Here is a 16,057-nt window from a genome sequence, read left to right on the forward strand (position 1 = left end):
GCCCCCACTGACAGCCCCGCCGGGCGGTCCGGGCTCCGGGCGGCCCAGGCTCCCGGGCAGTCCACGCTCCGAGCCGGTCGCGGCTCTCAGCCGGTCGCCGCGCCCGGTCCGCCGGGCCGGTCAGTCCGGTGGCCGTCCCACGCCCGCCGCGAGCCGCTTCTCCTCGCGCCGCTGCGCCCGGCGCCGCAGGAACCGCCGGATCCGTGACACCAGGAAGACCAGCAGCAGGAGCCCGAGGAGCAGCAGAACGCCCGCGATGATCGCCGCGGCCTCCGGGTGGAACATCGCGAAGCTGACGATGCCGCCGACCCCGAGGTCCTCGGCGGTGCTCAGCACGAAGTTGCTGAACGGCTCCGGCGAGGTGTTGACCGCCATCCGCGTCCCGGCCTTGACCGCATGGCTGGCCAGCGCCGTCGAGCCGCCCACGGCGCCCGCGGCGAGGTCCGAGAGCGAGCCGCTCTGCCCCGCGAGCAGCGCGCCCACCACGGCGCCCGACACCGGCCGGATCACCGTGTGGGCCGCGTCCCACACCGAGTCCACGTAAGGGATCTTGTCGGCGACGGCCTCGCACGCGAAGAGCATCCCGGCGGCGATCAGCACATCGGGCCGCTGCAGGGCCTCGGGCACCTCGTCGGAGACCCCGGTCGCGCCGAAGACGCCGAGCAGCAGGATCACCGCGTACGCGTTGATCCCGCTCGCCCAGCCGCTGGTGAAGACCAGGGGGAGAACACTCACAGGGTCACCGACCTGCGGAAACGTGGGTCAGAAGGGTGCGGGAGTCAGCACAAGTCAGCACCATGCTTCTGATCATGCCGCAGTCAGCACACCATCGAGCACCGATACCGCCGTATCGAGTGCATCCGGCGTCAGATGGCCGTACGTGTCGGCCGTCTCCGTGATGCTGCCATGACCGAGCCACCGGGACACGGACAGGATCGGAAGACCGTTCAAAAGACAGGTCGACGCGAAGTAGTGCCGCAGGTCGTGAGGCGTCCACTTGGCAGTGCTCGCCAGAGTCGGCCCGGTGCCGACCCGAGGAACGGCCTTGTACCAGTCCTCTCGGTACCAGTCCGGGGTGACCAGGTCTCCGGCCTTGGTGCGGAACAGTGTCCCGTCATCGCGGGTGCCGAACCGCTTCGCGTGCCACTGGACGTGATCCCACACCATCGACGGCACGGGCACGTCTCGCCACTCGCCCTCTTCCCGGTGCTTGAGCGGGCACAGGGCAGTCTTGAGCTTCCCGTCCGTTCCCTTGACCTTCTGGACCTGCCGACGGACCCGCAGCACGCGCGTACCGGCGACGACACGGAAGTCAGACTCCCGTACGGCCATGGCCTCACCGATGCGGAGACCGCACCCGGCCATGAGCCAGATGCCGACGGAGAACTCTGGCTTCATGCCCCGCGCGATCCGGGCGACGTCCTCGAAGGTGGGTAGCTCCGTCTCGTCCACTGCCTTGTTCGGCAGCTTCGGGAGCACGGCCCCGGTGAACGGGGACGAGATGATGCGCTTGTCCGTGACTGCCTGCCGGAACATGGCACGCAGGGGCTTGCCGACAGACCAGAACGTTGCCACGGACAGGCCACCGGCCTTCATGGTGGCGGAGATGCGTTCAAGGTCAGCGGCCGTGACACCGACCAACGACCTACGGCCGATCGCGGGCACGATGTGCCGCTCAAAACTCTTGTCGTTGCGATAGGCCGTTGTGTCCTTGACGTGCCTGCGGCCGGTCCATTCCTCCCAGTAGGCCCGAACGGTGATCTTGCCCTTGTCGGGGTCGACGTAGGTGTGCGCCCGTACGTCGTGCTCTACCTGTGCTTTGAAGTTGTTCGCTGCGGTCTGCGTCGGGAACGACTTCTCCCGCTGACGTCCGGAGCGTCCGCCTGGCTCGCGGTACCGGACGGTCCACGGGTGCTTGCAGCGGTTGTTGGTGCAGGGGTCCTCCTGTCGGGACTTGCACTTGCGTATGAGTGTTGCCATGGGTGGTGCGTGTCCTTCTGTGCTCGGTTCCCCCCGAGCGTTCGCGTCCGGCAGGGACGCGCTGACTCCTACTTGTCGTGGCTGTCGAGGTACCCGAGCTTTCTTGCGCGGGTGAGGTGGCTTTGCAGGGTGGTGCGGTTCCGGCCGAGCTTGTCGGCCAGGAGCTTGACCGGCTCGCGAACGAACGCTTCGCCGCATGCTCGGTAGGCGCCTGCGAGTGCCCGCAGGTACTCGTCTGTGACGCTGCCGCGCCCCTGGGGGAACTCCCGGAGTTTGGCCACGTGCTCCCACAGTTCCTTTTGCGCGAGGTTGCCGTCCGGCTTCTGCAACATCGGGTGGAGTAGATCGATCTCGCGGAGCACGGTCGACGTGATGCCGCCCTGCCCTGCCTTGCCGGTCGCATCCGTGATGTGGATCGCCACGGGATAGAAGCCCTGCCCCCATACGAGGCGGACGGTCCAACCGTCGATTACCTGCGTCGTCTCTTCCATGCCCACAAGGCTACCATGTCCAGCACCCTTACCGAGGTAGCTTGACGAGCTACCTCGACAGTGGTCTACTGATAACGAGAGGCCACACCGAAGTAGGCCGGAACGGACCGGCCCACCCTCGACAGCAGAAGGAGAGCGAGACAGATGATGAACAAGATCCAGGACACCGCCGCGAAGTTCGCCGACGTAGCCACTTCCGGGCAGATCTACGACCTCATGGACCATCTGAACAACGGTCGCAAGATTCAGGCGATCAAGGTCGTTCGTGAAGCCACCGGGGTTGGCCTCTAGGACGCGAAGGACTTCGTCGACAACCACGAGATGGGTCGTGAAATCGCAGACCTGACCAACGAGCTTGTAGCCGTCAAGGCTGATCAGCCTGTCGAGATCATCGATGGCATGGAGACCATCGACATTGGCGACTTCGCCAAGAACGCGACGGTGGAGGAGTTCATCGCGGCGGGCGAGTCTCTGGGGTCGGAAATCGCATCCCGTCTGGTCGAGGGAGTGAATGCAAGCGAGTTGTCTGACGTGCTGGCTGAGCTTGTGACGCTCTTTTACGCGCGCGGCCTTGCCGGTAAGGCGACTGTCTGATGCCACCGCTCATGACGGTGGACGACGTGGCCGACTTCCTGTCGGTCCCGAAGTCCTGGATCTACGACAACTGGAAGACGGAAGCGATCCCGTTCAAGAAGGTGGGGCAAGCGCTCCGCTGTCGACCGAACGACCTTGACAAGTGGCTGGAGGCCAAGTGATGAGCGACGTACACCCCAAGTTCAGCGCCGGATTTGAGTCCGGTTTGGAAGATGCACAGGAGCAGATCATCCACTTCCTGAATCTCTCCGGGATGCCTGATGCGGCCAAGAAGGTTCGGACCCTGGTTCTCGACGCTGGCGACATGCCCGGCGGTGCGTACGCGTGGGAGATAGCTGCCTGAGCATCGGGACCTTCGGCCTTGCCGGCCGAGGGATCTAAGCCCCAGGAACACCTTTGGTTGGGCACCGGCAGGCGGGGGTTGCCGGTGCTTTTCCATGGGTGCTCACTCGACGCCCGAAGGGGGATTGGTTGACTGATCCGAAGGTGATTGACCTTGACTGAGATGTTCCTCCCTGTTCCGAAGCAGGGGACTGACACCAGCCTGGAAGGCCAGGCTGACAAGTTGCTCGCTGACTACCCGGAACCCGGCTCCGATCCGTACCCGGATCGCTGGCAACAGCGGCGGGAGGAGACGGAGTTCGACCGCATAGCCGCTGCCCATACGGGCCTGCTCCCATTGCCTCTGGTGCCAATCGTGGCGATGCTCCCTGACTGGGACCCGTGCGAGTCCTCGCGGGAGCTCTCACGCCTGATGAGTGAGCGTCCGGGTGCGGCTGAGCCGGACCACCTTGGAGAGCTACTGAATTTCGCTGCGGCGGCGGAACGGGCCGGGGAGCAGTACGGCTCTGGCTTCCATTTCGAGCGGCAGAGCGACCCTTCCGAAGAGTGCGGGTGGGGTGGCTGCTCGAACCCTCTGTATGCCCCCGAGGAGTCTCGGGGGAAGGGTAGGCCCCGGAAGTATTGCCGGGGCCACCAGAAGTCGGCAGAAGCCTACAGAAGGAGGCTGCAACGGCAAGGGCGCCCTATTGGCAAGAACAGGAATCTGACCTACGGGTTTCGTGGCCACTCGAAGCAGGATTTGTAGGGGTACCGCTCTGTTTGGGGGCCGGTCAACACAATCCGCTCGTGATGTGTCGTGTTTATTCCTAACTAGTGGAGACATGTTCTCCGGGCCATGCTCACTCGGCGGTGAGCCTCTGGCACAGCCTGGAAAGGCTGGGCAGTTCCTAAGTCGTTATGAGGCTCTGCGGATACCTCCCTGTGAGATGGCACGTAGAGAGACACGCTTCCCTTGCTTCCCGTGGTTCCGGTTCTTTCCCATGGGGGGTAAGGGGGGCAGTGTCTTCTCTTACGTTGTCCTCTTGTGAGTGTGCAGAGCAACCGCTGAACGGTTGCGTCATGAGATATGGAGCCAGCCAATCAGGGCTGGCGCCTGATAACTGAATGCTCACTGTTGGCAGGTCTCTCGGGGGACCTGCCTTTTCTGTATCTAGCTACTTGCCTTGATGGCAAGCCTTCCGAAAGGAGGTAGTCACCATGACTGCCATGGATCGAATCCGAGGGCGGCTGAAGAGCCGCCGTCACATTGCTGGACTTACCTGTTCCGAGGTTGCTCGACGTGTCGGCGTACATGAGGCCACTGTCTACAAGTGGGAGGCAGGCGACCGTACGCCGGACGCTCTGAACCTTGCCCGTTGGGCTCACGCTGTGCGTGCCGGTCATCGGGGCCTGCTCGTGCTGGCCGAGGACGACACGGCTGTCTGGGCCTCCCTAGTTGCTGGCGAGTACCTGCGCCAGGAGCGCGACCGTACCGGGACCATCCGGAATTCAAAGCAGGCTCACGCCACGCTCATTTCCGACCGCTGTCGCAAGGTCGCGGCCATTTCCTTTTAACCTCTCTCCAAGGAGTATCCCTATGTCTGTTCAGTTCTCCAATTTTGGAAGCATCGTTGACGGCATTGGCGTCGTCAACCAGATTGCTGAAACTTCCCTTGAGAACCTCAAGGCTGAAAGTGTTCTCGGCCGGCTCGTTTACCGCGACCTGGAATCTGATTTCACCCCCGGCGTTGGCGCGACGATGAACGTGCGTAAGCCGACGAAGTTCGCAGTTAAGAACCTCGCCAAGGATGGCGAGGTCAAGAATGAGGCGCTCGACGAGAAGTTGCTGCCGGTTGTGATCGACACTCACGCTTATGCTTCGACGCTTACCAACACCTGGAATGAAACGCTCGATATCGCGGACGTGGTCGTTCAGATTACGGGCCCCCTGTCTGCCGCTGTCGCGGTTGACGACACGGTTGACGAAGATGACCCTTCCGCAAGGTCGATCGAGGCTCGCATCGCCGACGAATTCAAGAAGGTCATTGACTCGGATGGGGCGACTGCCAAGGATGCCGAAGGAAAGGTCATCCCGAAGGCCATCGAGCACAAGTCCAAGTCTTCCTTCCGTGACACCCTGGTCAAGGTAGACGCTCAGATGAACGCCAACAAGGTCCCGCTTGAGGGCCGCCGACTGGTCGTGTCTCCGGACTTCCGAGCCGAGATTCTGTCCGACGACCTCTTTGTCAAGGCTGACTCCTACGGGTCGCCGCAGGTGATCCAACGGGGCGGTGCAATCGACGCCGTGACAGCCAACCACATGGGCAACTTTCTGGGCTTCGATGTGTACCTGTCGACCATGCTTGATGGTGCTGTTGCATTCACCCGTGAGGCTTTCGCCCTCGCTGTGGCCGTGCCTGTTCCCATGGAAGGTGCCGTTTCCACCGCTGTTTCCGATAAGGAATCGGGCTACGGTATGCGGCTGACCAAGGCTGCCGTTCCTTCCAGGCTGTCCACTCAGGTGTCTACTGATGTCCTGTGTGGTGCTGCGATTCTGGACGCAGACCGTTGTGTCGGAATCAAGATTGCTACCGCCTGACATCAGACATTGATTGCCCCCACCTGAGAGTGGGGGCTTTCTTTGTCCCCGGAGGGATCGAAATGAAGATGACACCACAGGCTTACTGCTGGCGCGCGCTACTTTTCAGCCTCAAGCTCAAACGTACATATTCGACCTGGGAGAGCGACTGAAATGCGAATCACAACTAGAGAAGAAGCTGAGTATGCACTGGAGGAGGTCGCCCATCGCAGGTATCTCATAGAGATGGATGAAGTTGGCGAGCTTCCGTACTGGATGAAACCTGAAAAGGAAACACCGAAGCAGATGGCGAGACGGTACAGGAACCTATCCACCCGCATCTATGGCTAGCACTCAGCATTAAGCTGCGAATTTTTCAGCGAATTTTTTCGAAATGTTTTTGAACGAGCAGAATGCGATGAATAACTCTGCGGCGGCGCCGTAGAGGCCCTGGGGGGTGACCCCTTGTCACCCAAAATCCACGTCGGGACGTCACAGCAGCTCTCATTCTGTACGGGTTTTGAGGCCCGTCAGTAATCGCCAATACTAGGCTTGACCAGCCAAATCGCATATCTATACATCGTGACTCAGGTCACAGAAATGAGTGACTATGTCCAGTCGTGGCCCTGCACCGAAGAGTGTTGAAAGTCGACGGCGTCGAAATAAGGTCGCCGAGTGCTCGGCCGTATTCCAGATTTCCCGTAGTGGCAATCCGAGAGTTTGGCCGCCAGCCAAGGCGTTTGCGGAGCGATTTTGCGCATTCCATCCGCATTCAACGCCGACGATTCGGAAGTTTTGTTCCGAGTGTGTTTATGAGGGAAAAGTGGTGATTGACGATGGCGTGGAGTGAAAAGACGGAGCATGCCTACCCGCCGAGCTGGCCGACTGTCCGTACCGCCGTGCGGCGTCGAGACTGCGGCCTCTGTCAGTGGGTCCGTGAGGACACGGGAACGCCCTGTCTGGAGCCTGCTACCGACGTTGATCACATCGTGCCCCTGTCGCAGAGTGGCCCGTCCACGGTGGCCAATGCTCGGATGCTGTGCGACTGGCACCACAAGCGGAAAACCGCCCGCGAGGCTGCGGCAGGGAAGCGAGCTAAGCGGAACCAGGCCGCCGGTCCACGTCGCCGGAAGCACCCCGGGGAGCTCTAACCCCGCTTTAGGGGCCGAGCTACTCGCCCGCAGTTGTCGCAGTTGAGGTAGGGGCCGTCAGTGAGTTGCAGAACCCAGGTGTGCGGTTTGCCTGCGCCGCACTCGACGCAGACATGGCGCCGGAAGACTTCCATGGGGACGACGGCGGGGCCGCTCATGGAGATTTGAGGCAAGGGGCCAGGGCCCGGGGGCCTTGGCCGTTGAGTTCTGCGGCTGTACGGCGTGGTCACAGTGGGCCGGTCTCGTGCATGCCTCCGGCGTGGTCTCTCACCTCGGTTGCGTGCCGGGTAGCTTTGACGATGTCGCCTGCGGCGATGGCTTCCTGGCATTGGCGGTAGTTCGCAGCACAGACACCGCAGCCGGGGTACGGCTGGCAGTCCGTTAGCCAATGGTTGAAGCCGGTCGGAAGGGTCACGGGCTGCTCTTGGGTGGTCTGGCGCTTGGTCATGAATGCTCCCCGCGTAGTTCGTGGGGTCCATGCTTGACCTGTTTCCCAACTCTCCCTAGCCGCTTTCCCGTTGCTGCAAAAGGCTGTCCCTGGTGGTCGCCAGTAGGGCTCGCATTTCGTCGCCCTGGAGCGCGTGCTCCGCGAACCCATCGAACTTCGCGACATAGAGCGCAACGTCCCGAGGGTCGGTCACCACCACCTCGGCGTGAACGGTCTCGACAGTGGCGGCTCTGTCGTCCCGCACCACGAAGGCGTGGTTGGGGATGTCGTGCTTGGGCCCTGCCTGTGGCACGACCCGTAGGTCAACGTTCGAGAGCTGCGACATGGTGACCAGGTGGTCCATCTGCCCGGCGAGGATGAGGGGAGGAACGATCTCCCACGTGAGGACCCCCTCCGTGATCACGAACCGGAGTGTCTTGGTCTGGTCGTACAAAACCTCTTGCCGCTCCAGTCGGGCCGCGATGATCTCCCGGACCACAGGCTCTGTCAGGTCGTCGTGACGCGACAGGACCGCCCGCATGTAGTGGTGCGTTTGAAGAAGCCCCGGGATCAGTGCCGGTTGGAAGACCCGCAGGAGGCTCATACGAGCTTCTACGGCCTTGAGCTGCCGCTGTGCCTTGTGGAGTCCCGCCCGCTGGATCAGGCGCCAGGCTGTGGCTTCTGTGGCTGCCGCACGGGCGGCGTCCATGTACTCCGACTTCACATCGTCTGAGACACCGATGGCGGTCAGGATGCGGTCGACATCGTCAGCGGTCGGTGCGAGCTTGCCCGTCTCTACCTTGCTGAGCTTGCTGGCAGACATGACTGCGCTGCGGGCAACCGCCTTGGCCTCCTTCCCAGAGGCTTCCCGCAGTACCCGCAGCGCTGAGCCAAGCTCTGAACGGTTCACTCCCCGTACTTTGCCCACCAGTCCGCGAACGGCACAGCGTGAGCGAGGGCCATGTCCCGGTAGGTGACGTACTCCGGGCCCCGGTCGTCGGGGAGCACGTCGGCCCCGACGAACTTGCCGTCATGGCTGTAGTGGAACTGTGCCGGTGTCGTCGAGTCGAAGAGCCAGAAGTCCCCAACGTCGGGGAGGGGGTTAGGCCGGTCCGTCACGTCGAGGATGAAGAACTCTTCCCCTGCTGTGGCGTTGGTCTGGTACCCCCAGCCCAGTTCGAACCGAAGGTACGGGGTCAGTGGCCGGGTGAGGATGTGGACGCGGTACATGCGCCGTCCGGCATGGGTGTGTGCCCGGACCTCTGCTAGCCAGTCGTCGTTGTAGTCGGCTGGCTGCTCCTGGCCGTCGAGGAACAGCCTGTACGCGTCGACGTTGCCGGACTGGCTGTAGTCGTCGAGGGTCTCCAGCCGGAACGCTTCCTGCCGGAAGCCGTCGAACAGGTCCCCCAGGGAACGGTCAGGCACTGGCCGCGTCTCCGAACGCCTCGCGGATCAGGTCCATGGGGATCTCAACCAGGGTTTCATGTGCCGGAATGCTCAGCCCGTGGTCGGTGGGCGTCTCGCCCTGCACGAGGATCGTGCCCCGGTCCGTCTTGTAGATGGTGGGGCAGTCCTTCTTGTCGCACGTCGTCGCGAGCATGGTCACCTTCACGAGCGTTCCCCTAACCGTTGAGTGGTCTCGTCTGATCGTTCCGGGGTGCCATAGAGAGGGGCAAGGGGTTTGAGTTTCCAGGACGGGAAAGCTGTGGGCTGTCGTAGCGTTGCAGCGAAGACGTGCCACTAGGAGTGAGGAAGTGCTGTGGGCCGCGCCGTAGACCGTGAGGACGTGACGCAGCGAGTGCGGACGCTGCTCGAAGAGTGCGTGGGTGGCGAGCTGGGAGGCTTTGATGCGCTCCAGGCGACCCTGGATCAGGAGATTGCCCGAAGGCAACTCGCGATGCTCGACGAGGACGAACGAGAAGGCGTCTACCAGAACCCCGTGGGGTCGGACCGAGCAGACGCGTCGAGGCAGCAGTTCCAGGCGAACCTGGCGGATGCCGAGAAGCGCTTGGACGTCGCGATGGAGCGTGTGGAGCGCTACAAGGCCGTAATGCGTCAGCACGGCGAGTGACTCAGCACCGTTCCAGCGCGATACCCCGAAACGGGCTGGACCAGGTCAGCACCGAGTCAGCACGGTGCCCCAAGAGACACAGAAACGGCCCGAACTGCTCCGAAGAGTAGTCGGGCCGTCTGCTGTCTCACCTGCACGTTTGGCCATGTGCCGCACCGGGTGTATAAGCCAGCGCTCTCCCCACTGGTCATAACCAGAGGGAGTACGGACACGGACGTGATCGTAACCAGTCCGGGACGGTCCGGCCTGGGGATGAGCACCCACGCCTGAGTACCCGTACCTAGTGAGTGAGATGAGTACGCGCGCGGATGGGTCCCACCTGCGCAGACGGAAGAGTGAGAGCACGGAAAAGGGCGCGGCACCGGCACCGCCGACACGGGGCGGCGGAACGGTGCAGCGCCCTTGGCCGCTCCTCCCGCCGTACGTCCTATGGCGGGAGCGAGCCACGGGGGTGACTCGGGGGACGACCACCACCGGGGCCGAACGGGGGACTTCGGGGAAACCCGAGGGGGACCATGGGGAAGGCGCCGGTCCGGGCGGGCCCGAGAGATCGGGTTCGCCGGATCGGCGCCTTCTTTCATGGAGGTGATCGCGGCTACGCGCGCGTGCCGCTCACTCGCCCCTGCAGCAGCCGCGACAGCGCTGAGTGCACGTCGTCGAGCGAACGCTCGGGCTGGAACGCCTGCCAGTCGAGGGCGGCGACCAGGACCATCCCGACGAGCGCGGCCGCCGTCAGGGGGATGTCGATCTCCTCGCTCAGCTCGCCGTTCTCGACGCCGCCGCGCAGCACGTCCTCCACCACGGCGACGGCTTCCTGCCGTACCACCATGAGGGTGGACTGCCAGGCGCGGTTGGTGCGCCACAGCTCCGCGACGTACAGCTGCGTGAAGGCCGGATAGCGGTCGATGAAGACGAGCCCCGCCCGGATCATCGCGTCCAGGGCGTCGACCTTGCTGCCGCCGCTCTCGGCCGTCCTTGCCGCCGCTTCCTTCAAGGAGGTGGTGAGCAGCCCGACTCCGTGTCGCAGCAGCTCTTCGAAGAGGACCGATTTGCTCGCGAAGTTGTAGTAGACGGTTCCCTTCGCGACCCCGGCCCGCTCCGCGATCTCGTCGACCGTGGTGGCGGAGAACCCCTGCTCCGCGATGAGGGTGACGGCGGCTTCGTAGAGCTTCTGCCGGGTGGCCTCGCGCCGGGTGCTGCCGGCGGTTGCGCTGCTGTCCATGGCCCTGATTGTCACAGGCGCTTCGGGGGCTCCGTTCACAGGCTCAGCTCCGGGTGCAGTCGGTCCAGGGTCCACACCTGCTTGCGCCGGGCGGAGAGCGCGGTGAGCGCGAGGGCGCCCGCGGTGAAGGCGGCGAGGACGGCGCACGCCTGCCAGACGGGCCCGAGGCCGCCTCCGGTGATGAGCCTGCGCAGCGCCTCGACGATGTAACTCATCGGCAGGAAGGGGTGGATCGCGCTGAAGAACTTCGGGCTGGTCTGCACCGGGTAGGTGCCGCCCGCCGACGTCAGCTGCAGCATCAGCACGGCCAGGACGAGGATCCGCCCCGCCGCCCCGAAGCGGGCGTTGAGCCACTGCACGATCGCCGCAAAGCAGCACGTCACCAGGCACAGGAAGCCGATGGTCCCGGCCGCCCGCGTCATCTCGAGCCCCAGTCCCCAGTGCAGCACCGACATCAGCGCGGCCACCTGGAGAACCCCCACGGCGGCCACCGGCAGCCAGCCGGCGAGCGCGATGCGCCACGCGGAGGCGCCCGCGGCGAGAGCGCGCCGGTTGAGCGGCTGGATCAGCATGTAGGCCACCATCGCGCCCACCCACAGAGAGAGCGGGATGAAGTACGGGGCGAAGCCGGTGCCGTAGTTGGGCGCCTTGTGCAGCGACTGGGAGGCGAGCTGCACCGGGTCGGCCATGACGCCCGTGCGCTGATCGCGGTCCTCCTTGTCGTAATCGGGGATCTGCTTGACGCCGTCGTGCAGCCCGCCGGACAGCTTCTCGGAGCCGTCGACCAGCTTGAACATCCCTCCGTTGAGGTCGTTCGCGCCCGTCTCGAGCCTGCCGACGCCCGAGTCCAGGTCGTTGGAGCCGGTCTGGGCGGTGGCCAGCCCTGTGTGCAGCTTCTTGGCGCCCTTGGCGACCTTGCCCGCGCCCTTGTTCAGCTCGTTGACCTTGGAGACGGTCGTCTCCAGGTCCTCGTCCAGGCGCGGGGAGCGGTCGGCCAGTGCCTTGGCCTTCTTCTCCAGGGAGGCGAGGTTCTTGTCGAGCTCTCCGATGTCGCCGTTCTGGTCCTGGATCAGGGTGTTCAGGTCCCCGGCGATCGTCGCGACGTCGTCGGCGGTCTCCTTGGCCTTCTTCAGGAGCGGGCAGTGCGGGTCGGGCACCGTGGGTGTCTCGCAGAGGTCCTTGTAGATGCCGCTCATCTTCTCGGCGTTGGACTTGGAGTCGGCTGCCGCGCCGGGAGCGATCTTGACCCACAGCTTCAGGTTGTGGCGGACGGCCTTGGAGGAGTCGGCGACGAGCTGCGCCGAGTCGCCGATCGTCTTGCCGTTGTCCTTGAGGTAGGGCCGCACGTCGGCGGCGACCCCGTTGACCTTGTCGGCCAGGGACTGGGTGCCGTCCGCGACCTGCTTCGAGCCGTCCTCCAGGTCGCCCGCGCCCGTGTGGAGCTTCTTGATGCCCCCGGCCAGCTTGCCGCTGCCGTCCTTGGCGTCCTTCAAGCCGTCGGCGAGCTTCTTGGACCCCTTCTCCGCCTTGCCGATGCCGCCTTCGAGCTTGTCGGCGCCGTCGGCCGCCTTCTTGGTGGCGCCGTGGAGGTCGGAGAAGTTGATGAAGATCTTGTCGAGGAAGGAACGCGATGCCTTCGTGGAGGCCGCCGAGCGCACCTCGGAGAAGACTGTCCTGGAGATCTGCCCGACGATGTAGTTGTTGGCGTCGTTCGTCCGCACCTGCAGAGCGCCCGTCTCCGGAGAGTCCCCCGAACTCGACGCGACGCGCTTGCTGAAGTCGGACGGCATGGTCAGCGACAAGTAGTACGTGCCGTCCTCGATGCCCTTACGGGCCTCGGCGGAGCTCACCTCGTGCCAGTCGAAGGTCTTGCTGTCGCGCAGCCCTTCGACGATGCCGTCGCCGACGGCGACCTTCTTGCCCGCGGCGGTGGCTCCCTTGTCGTCGTTGACGAGCGCGACGGGGATCCGGTCGAGACGGCCGTACGGGTCCCAGAACGACCACAGGTAGAGCGCGCCGTACAGCAGCGGCAGCAGCAGGAGAGCGACCAGCGCCGCGCGCGGCAGCTTCCCCCTGCCGAACCGCCTGAGCTCAAGCGCGGCCAGCTTCGGCGAGCGCATCCGCCGTCTCCTTGTCGTTGTCGTCGGTCGCGTCGGCTTCGCGGGCCCCGCCGGGATCGGTGCCGGTGTCGCTGTCGGTGGTCCGGGGCGCGGTGGACACGACGACCGCCCCCTCGGGCGCCTCGCTGCACACCGCCACGACGGTCGTCCCGCTCTGTGCGAGGGACCTCAACAGGCCCCAGGCTTCGGCCCGTTCGGTGTCCGAGAGCTTGAGGTCGGTGTCGTCCACGCCCAGGAGGCGAGGTCGGCCGATGAGGGCGAGGGCCACGGAGAGCCGCAGCGCCTCGAGCCGCTCCAGGTCGCGCACGGCGGTGCGCCGCCCCTTGGGCAGGGTCTCCATGTCGAGCCCGGCGGCGGTCAGGGCGGTGTCGACGCGCAGCCGGGCCTCGGCCGTCCGCTCGGCGCGCGGCCGCAGCAGGTCCCGCAGGGAACCACCGAACCGCCGCTCCAGGAGCGCCCGTTCACGCAGGTGCTCGCCGACGGTCAGCGCAGGGTCGAGGTCGGTGACGCCCGGCACCGGGCCGAGCCCGCTGACGCGGCGGACGGCGGCCAGCTGCTTCGGCAGCCGCAGCCGGCCGACGGAGGCGCGCCCCTCGGTGGCGCGCATGCGGCCGGTGAGCGCGAGCAGCAGGCAGGTGCGGCCCGAGCCCGAGGGCCCTTCGAGTGCGATCAGCGATCCGGGCTCGGCGGTGAACCCGACGCCGCGGAACGCCCACCCCCGCGGCCCCTTGAGCCCGAAGTCCTCGGCGCTGACGGCAGCTCCCTGCGGACCGTCCACAAGTCCCCCCTCGGAACCGGTTTTTGAACTGACTGGTCAGTGCAAAAGCTATCGGGAACCGCAGTTCGAAGCAAAGCCGCAGGTCAGAGCCGATTGTCAGTGGCGTACTTCACGATGGGCACATACGGCCACTGCGCCGTCACCAGACGACAGGAGGTTCGTCATGGCCAGTAGTTCCGCAGCAGCCGCACGCCGGCACCGCGCCGTCGGCCCTGCCCCCTCACTGACCGGCCCGGCGAGCGACGTCCACCCCGTGCTGCGCCGCGCCACCGCACCCCCCGCCGCCCTCGAACTGCTCGCCCAGGCCCGCGCCGGAATCGACGAGGCCGCCCGCCTGGACACTCCGAACGAGCGCTATGCCACGGCCCACCTCGCCGCCCTGCGCACCGCAGCCGCCGTGCTCGCCGCCCGCGGCCGCCCCGAGACCACGCCCCGCCGCAGGCAGCGCATCCGCAGCGCCTGGGAAGTCCTCCCCGAGATAGCTCCCGAACTGACCGAGTGGAGCGTCCTGTTCGCCTCCGGCGCCCCGCGCAGGGCGCGCGCCGAAGCGGGCATCCAGGGCGCCGCGACCGTCCGCGACGCCGACGACCTGCTGCGCGACGTCGCGATGTTCCTGCGCATCGTCGAGCGCATGCTGGTCCTGCAGCCGGTGCTGCCCCAGCCCCGCAGCGGGGAAGCGGCGGACCAGGAGGCGCCGGACGCGGGCTGAACACCGGGCGCACCGCCGCACGCGGGCCGTGGCGGGGTACTCCGTGCGAGGCAATAGGGTGGGAGCGTCGAAACCCCAGCGCCGAGGAGTCAACTGCCGTGTCGGACCCAACGTCGTCGCTGCGCTCCGGTCCCGCCCGCCCCCGCGCTGCGCTCCGTACCGCCGTGGTCTGGGAGGTTCTGAAGGACGCCCTCGACCGCCGGGTCAAGGCCACCGGCAGGGAGCCGCTCGACGTGCTCGACACCGGCGGTGGCAGCGGCAACTTCGCGGTGCCCGTGGCCGGCCTCGGCCACCGCGTCACCGTCGTCGACCCCAGCCCGAACGCGCTGTTCGCGCTGGAGCGCCGCGCCGCCGAGGCCGGGGTCGCCGACCGCGTGCGCGGCGTCCAGGGCGACGCACACGGCCTCTTCGACGTCGTCGAGCGCGGCGGCTACGACGCGGTCCTGTGCCACGGCGTCCTGGAGTACGTGGACGACCCGGCCGAGGCCCTGGGCAACGCCGTCGGCGCGCTCCGCCCCGACGGCGTCCTCAGCCTGCTCGCCGCGGGCCTCGGCGGCGCCGTGCTGGCCAGGGCGCTCGCCGGCCACTTCAAGGAGGCCAAGGAGGCGCTCACCGACCCGGCCGGGCGCTGGGGCGAGAACGACCCGATGCCGCGCCGCTTCACCGCCGAGCAGTTGACCGACCTGGTCGGGGCGGCGGGCCTGCGCGTGGGCTCGGTGCACGGTGTGCGGGTTTTCGCCGATCTCGTACCGGGCGTCCTGGTGGACACCGAACCGGGCGCGATGGAAGCACTGCTCAACCTGGAAGCCGCCGCCGCCGAGCTGCCGTCCTTCCATTCCGTCGCCACCCAGCTGCATGTCCTCGGAGAAGGGCGAAAGTCGGCCACGGACTGATTCCGGTTCGCTGATCAGCGGCGCAGCGGCAGATGGAGTACGCCACAGGCCCCCCGAACGGGCTACTCGCGCCGTATGATCGAGGCACACGGTTCGGCATGACGGATCGGGCGCTGGGGAATGCACGCTTCAGCTGACCGGTGCGGAGTGATGGTCCGGTTTGGCGAAGTTGGCGCAGAGGGGCGGGTTTCACGGGGGCGATTCCCTGCCTATCCTGAAAGGGACCCCCGGTCGCCCCGGCGACTGCACGATGAGGAGGACTCCGTGCCGCTCTCGGAGCACGAGCAGCGCATGCTCGAGCAAATGGAGCGAGCGCTGTACGCCGAAGATCCCAAGTTCGCGACAGCGCTTGAGGGAAGCGGGCTGCGCACGTACACCCGGAAGCGGGTCTACCAAGCGGTCGCGGGCTTCCTGGTGGGTATCGCGCTCCTCATGGCCGGAATGGTCGCGCAGCAGATCTGGATCAGCGTGGTGGGTTTCCTCGTCATGCTGGGCTGTGCGGTGCTTGCCGTCACCGGATGGCGCAAGGCGCCGAAGCCGGGTGAGCAGCCGACGGGCCAGGCCCAGGCGGTGCCGGGCACCCAGAGCACCCGCCGCCAGAGCAGGCAGCGCCGCTCCATGATGGATCGGATCGAACAGCGCTGGCAGCGCCGCCGCGACGAGCAGGGGCAGTAAAGGACCCGCTGCGGGTCCCGCGCAGAGCGGCCGCGCAACGACACAGA

Annotated in this window: 21 protein-coding genes; 11 read left to right on the forward strand and 10 right to left on the reverse strand. The window is 65.9% G+C overall.

Features of this window, described 5'->3' with window-relative positions; all coding sequences use genetic code 11:
- Window positions 1-120: 120 nt before the first annotated feature.
- The 3 genes from ACFWYM_RS26210 to ACFWYM_RS26220 form a co-directional block, all read right to left on the reverse strand.
- Window positions 121-735, reverse strand: coding sequence for a DUF4126 domain-containing protein (locus ACFWYM_RS26210; protein WP_384841995.1), 615 nt, complete (start codon window positions 733-735; stop codon window positions 121-123).
- Window positions 736-807: 72 nt separating this feature from the next.
- Entirely contained in the window at window positions 808-1,980 is a 1,173-nt protein-coding gene (locus ACFWYM_RS26215; RefSeq protein WP_384841998.1) for a tyrosine-type recombinase/integrase, read from the reverse strand.
- 68 nt (window positions 1,981-2,048) lie between these two features.
- The gene (locus ACFWYM_RS26220; RefSeq protein WP_384842001.1) at window positions 2,049-2,471 is read right to left on the reverse strand and encodes a hypothetical protein; all 423 of its coding nucleotides are present in this window, start codon (window positions 2,469-2,471) and stop codon (window positions 2,049-2,051) included.
- A gap of 144 nt (window positions 2,472-2,615) precedes the next feature.
- Here ACFWYM_RS26220 and ACFWYM_RS26225 point away from each other — a divergent pair, with 144 nt between their 5' ends.
- From ACFWYM_RS26225 to ACFWYM_RS26255, 7 genes are all read left to right on the forward strand, one after another.
- Window positions 2,616-2,762, forward strand: coding sequence for a hypothetical protein (locus tag ACFWYM_RS26225; RefSeq protein ID WP_384842004.1), 147 nt, complete (start codon window positions 2,616-2,618; stop codon window positions 2,760-2,762).
- 30 nt (window positions 2,763-2,792) lie between these two features.
- Entirely contained in the window at window positions 2,793-3,065 is a 273-nt protein-coding gene (locus ACFWYM_RS26230) for a hypothetical protein (protein WP_384842007.1), read from the forward strand.
- Window positions 3,065-3,226, forward strand: a complete 162-nt coding sequence (locus tag ACFWYM_RS26235) for a helix-turn-helix domain-containing protein (RefSeq protein ID WP_384842010.1) — start codon at window positions 3,065-3,067, stop codon at window positions 3,224-3,226. The genes ACFWYM_RS26230 and ACFWYM_RS26235 overlap by 1 nt, the downstream gene beginning before the upstream one ends.
- A complete protein-coding gene (locus ACFWYM_RS26240; protein ID WP_384842013.1) occupies window positions 3,226-3,408 on the forward strand; it encodes a hypothetical protein in 183 nt (60 codons plus the stop codon). Before ACFWYM_RS26235 ends, ACFWYM_RS26240 begins: the two co-directional genes overlap by 1 nt.
- A gap of 1,205 nt (window positions 3,409-4,613) precedes the next feature.
- Window positions 4,614-4,961, forward strand: coding sequence for a helix-turn-helix domain-containing protein (locus ACFWYM_RS26245; protein WP_384842280.1), 348 nt, complete (start codon window positions 4,614-4,616; stop codon window positions 4,959-4,961).
- Window positions 4,962-4,983: 22 nt separating this feature from the next.
- Window positions 4,984-5,985 carry a hypothetical protein gene (locus tag ACFWYM_RS26250; RefSeq protein WP_384842017.1) on the forward strand — a complete coding sequence of 334 codons (1,002 nt, stop codon included), beginning with the start codon at window positions 4,984-4,986 and terminating at the stop codon, window positions 5,983-5,985.
- A gap of 815 nt (window positions 5,986-6,800) precedes the next feature.
- The gene (locus ACFWYM_RS26255; protein WP_384842283.1) at window positions 6,801-7,115 is read left to right on the forward strand and encodes an HNH endonuclease; all 315 of its coding nucleotides are present in this window, start codon (window positions 6,801-6,803) and stop codon (window positions 7,113-7,115) included.
- Between the two features lie 226 nt (window positions 7,116-7,341).
- Here ACFWYM_RS26255 and ACFWYM_RS26260 read toward each other — a convergent pair whose 3' ends face one another.
- Genes ACFWYM_RS26260 through ACFWYM_RS26275 form a run of 4 tightly spaced genes read right to left on the reverse strand, consistent with a single transcriptional unit; the run spans window position 7,342 to window position 9,154 of the window.
- A complete protein-coding gene (locus ACFWYM_RS26260) occupies window positions 7,342-7,563 on the reverse strand; it encodes a hypothetical protein (RefSeq protein WP_384842020.1) in 222 nt (73 codons plus the stop codon).
- A gap of 55 nt (window positions 7,564-7,618) precedes the next feature.
- Entirely contained in the window at window positions 7,619-8,452 is an 834-nt protein-coding gene (locus tag ACFWYM_RS26265) for a helix-turn-helix domain-containing protein (RefSeq protein WP_384842023.1), read from the reverse strand.
- Window positions 8,449-8,967 (reverse strand): DUF6879 family protein, encoded by a 519-nt coding sequence (locus ACFWYM_RS26270; RefSeq protein WP_384842026.1) that lies wholly within the window; start codon window positions 8,965-8,967, stop codon window positions 8,449-8,451. The genes ACFWYM_RS26265 and ACFWYM_RS26270 overlap by 4 nt, the downstream gene beginning before the upstream one ends.
- Window positions 8,960-9,154, reverse strand: a complete 195-nt coding sequence (locus tag ACFWYM_RS26275; RefSeq protein WP_384842029.1) for a hypothetical protein — start codon at window positions 9,152-9,154, stop codon at window positions 8,960-8,962. The genes ACFWYM_RS26270 and ACFWYM_RS26275 overlap by 8 nt, the downstream gene beginning before the upstream one ends.
- Window positions 9,155-9,328: 174 nt before the next feature.
- On the opposite strand from ACFWYM_RS26275, the gene ACFWYM_RS26280 reads away from it, so the two are divergent.
- Window positions 9,329-9,613: a hypothetical protein gene (locus ACFWYM_RS26280; RefSeq protein ID WP_384842032.1), complete on the forward strand. Its 285-nt coding sequence runs from the start codon at window positions 9,329-9,331 to the stop codon at window positions 9,611-9,613.
- A gap of 595 nt (window positions 9,614-10,208) precedes the next feature.
- On the opposite strand, the gene ACFWYM_RS26285 is transcribed toward ACFWYM_RS26280, so the two are convergent.
- Genes ACFWYM_RS26285 through ACFWYM_RS26295 form a run of 3 tightly spaced genes read right to left on the reverse strand, consistent with a single transcriptional unit; the run spans window position 10,209 to window position 13,733 of the window.
- Window positions 10,209-10,835 carry a TetR/AcrR family transcriptional regulator gene (locus ACFWYM_RS26285; protein ID WP_384842035.1) on the reverse strand — a complete coding sequence of 209 codons (627 nt, stop codon included), beginning with the start codon at window positions 10,833-10,835 and terminating at the stop codon, window positions 10,209-10,211.
- A gap of 35 nt (window positions 10,836-10,870) precedes the next feature.
- Complete coding sequence (locus tag ACFWYM_RS26290; protein ID WP_384842037.1) at window positions 10,871-12,955, reverse strand: YhgE/Pip family protein; 2,085 nt, start codon at window positions 12,953-12,955, stop codon at window positions 10,871-10,873.
- Window positions 12,927-13,733 (reverse strand): ATP-binding cassette domain-containing protein, encoded by an 807-nt coding sequence (locus tag ACFWYM_RS26295; protein ID WP_384842040.1) that lies wholly within the window; start codon window positions 13,731-13,733, stop codon window positions 12,927-12,929. The genes ACFWYM_RS26290 and ACFWYM_RS26295 overlap by 29 nt, the downstream gene beginning before the upstream one ends.
- A 163-nt stretch (window positions 13,734-13,896) precedes the next feature.
- Between ACFWYM_RS26295 and ACFWYM_RS26300 the strand changes: the two genes are divergently transcribed.
- The 3 genes from ACFWYM_RS26300 (at window position 13,897) to ACFWYM_RS26310 (ending at window position 16,010) form a co-directional block, all read left to right on the forward strand.
- Window positions 13,897-14,442: an SAV_6107 family HEPN domain-containing protein gene (locus ACFWYM_RS26300; RefSeq protein WP_384842043.1), complete on the forward strand. Its 546-nt coding sequence runs from the start codon at window positions 13,897-13,899 to the stop codon at window positions 14,440-14,442.
- Between the two features lie 98 nt (window positions 14,443-14,540).
- Window positions 14,541-15,335, forward strand: a complete 795-nt coding sequence (locus ACFWYM_RS26305) for a methyltransferase (protein ID WP_384842046.1) — start codon at window positions 14,541-14,543, stop codon at window positions 15,333-15,335.
- 264 nt (window positions 15,336-15,599) lie between these two features.
- Window positions 15,600-16,010: a DUF3040 domain-containing protein gene (locus ACFWYM_RS26310; protein ID WP_384842049.1), complete on the forward strand. Its 411-nt coding sequence runs from the start codon at window positions 15,600-15,602 to the stop codon at window positions 16,008-16,010.
- Window positions 16,011-16,057 lie beyond the last annotated feature (47 nt).

The sequence above is a fragment of the Streptomyces sp. NPDC059009 genome (assembly GCF_042740175.1).
Lineage (GTDB): Bacteria > Actinomycetota > Actinomycetes > Streptomycetales > Streptomycetaceae > Streptomyces.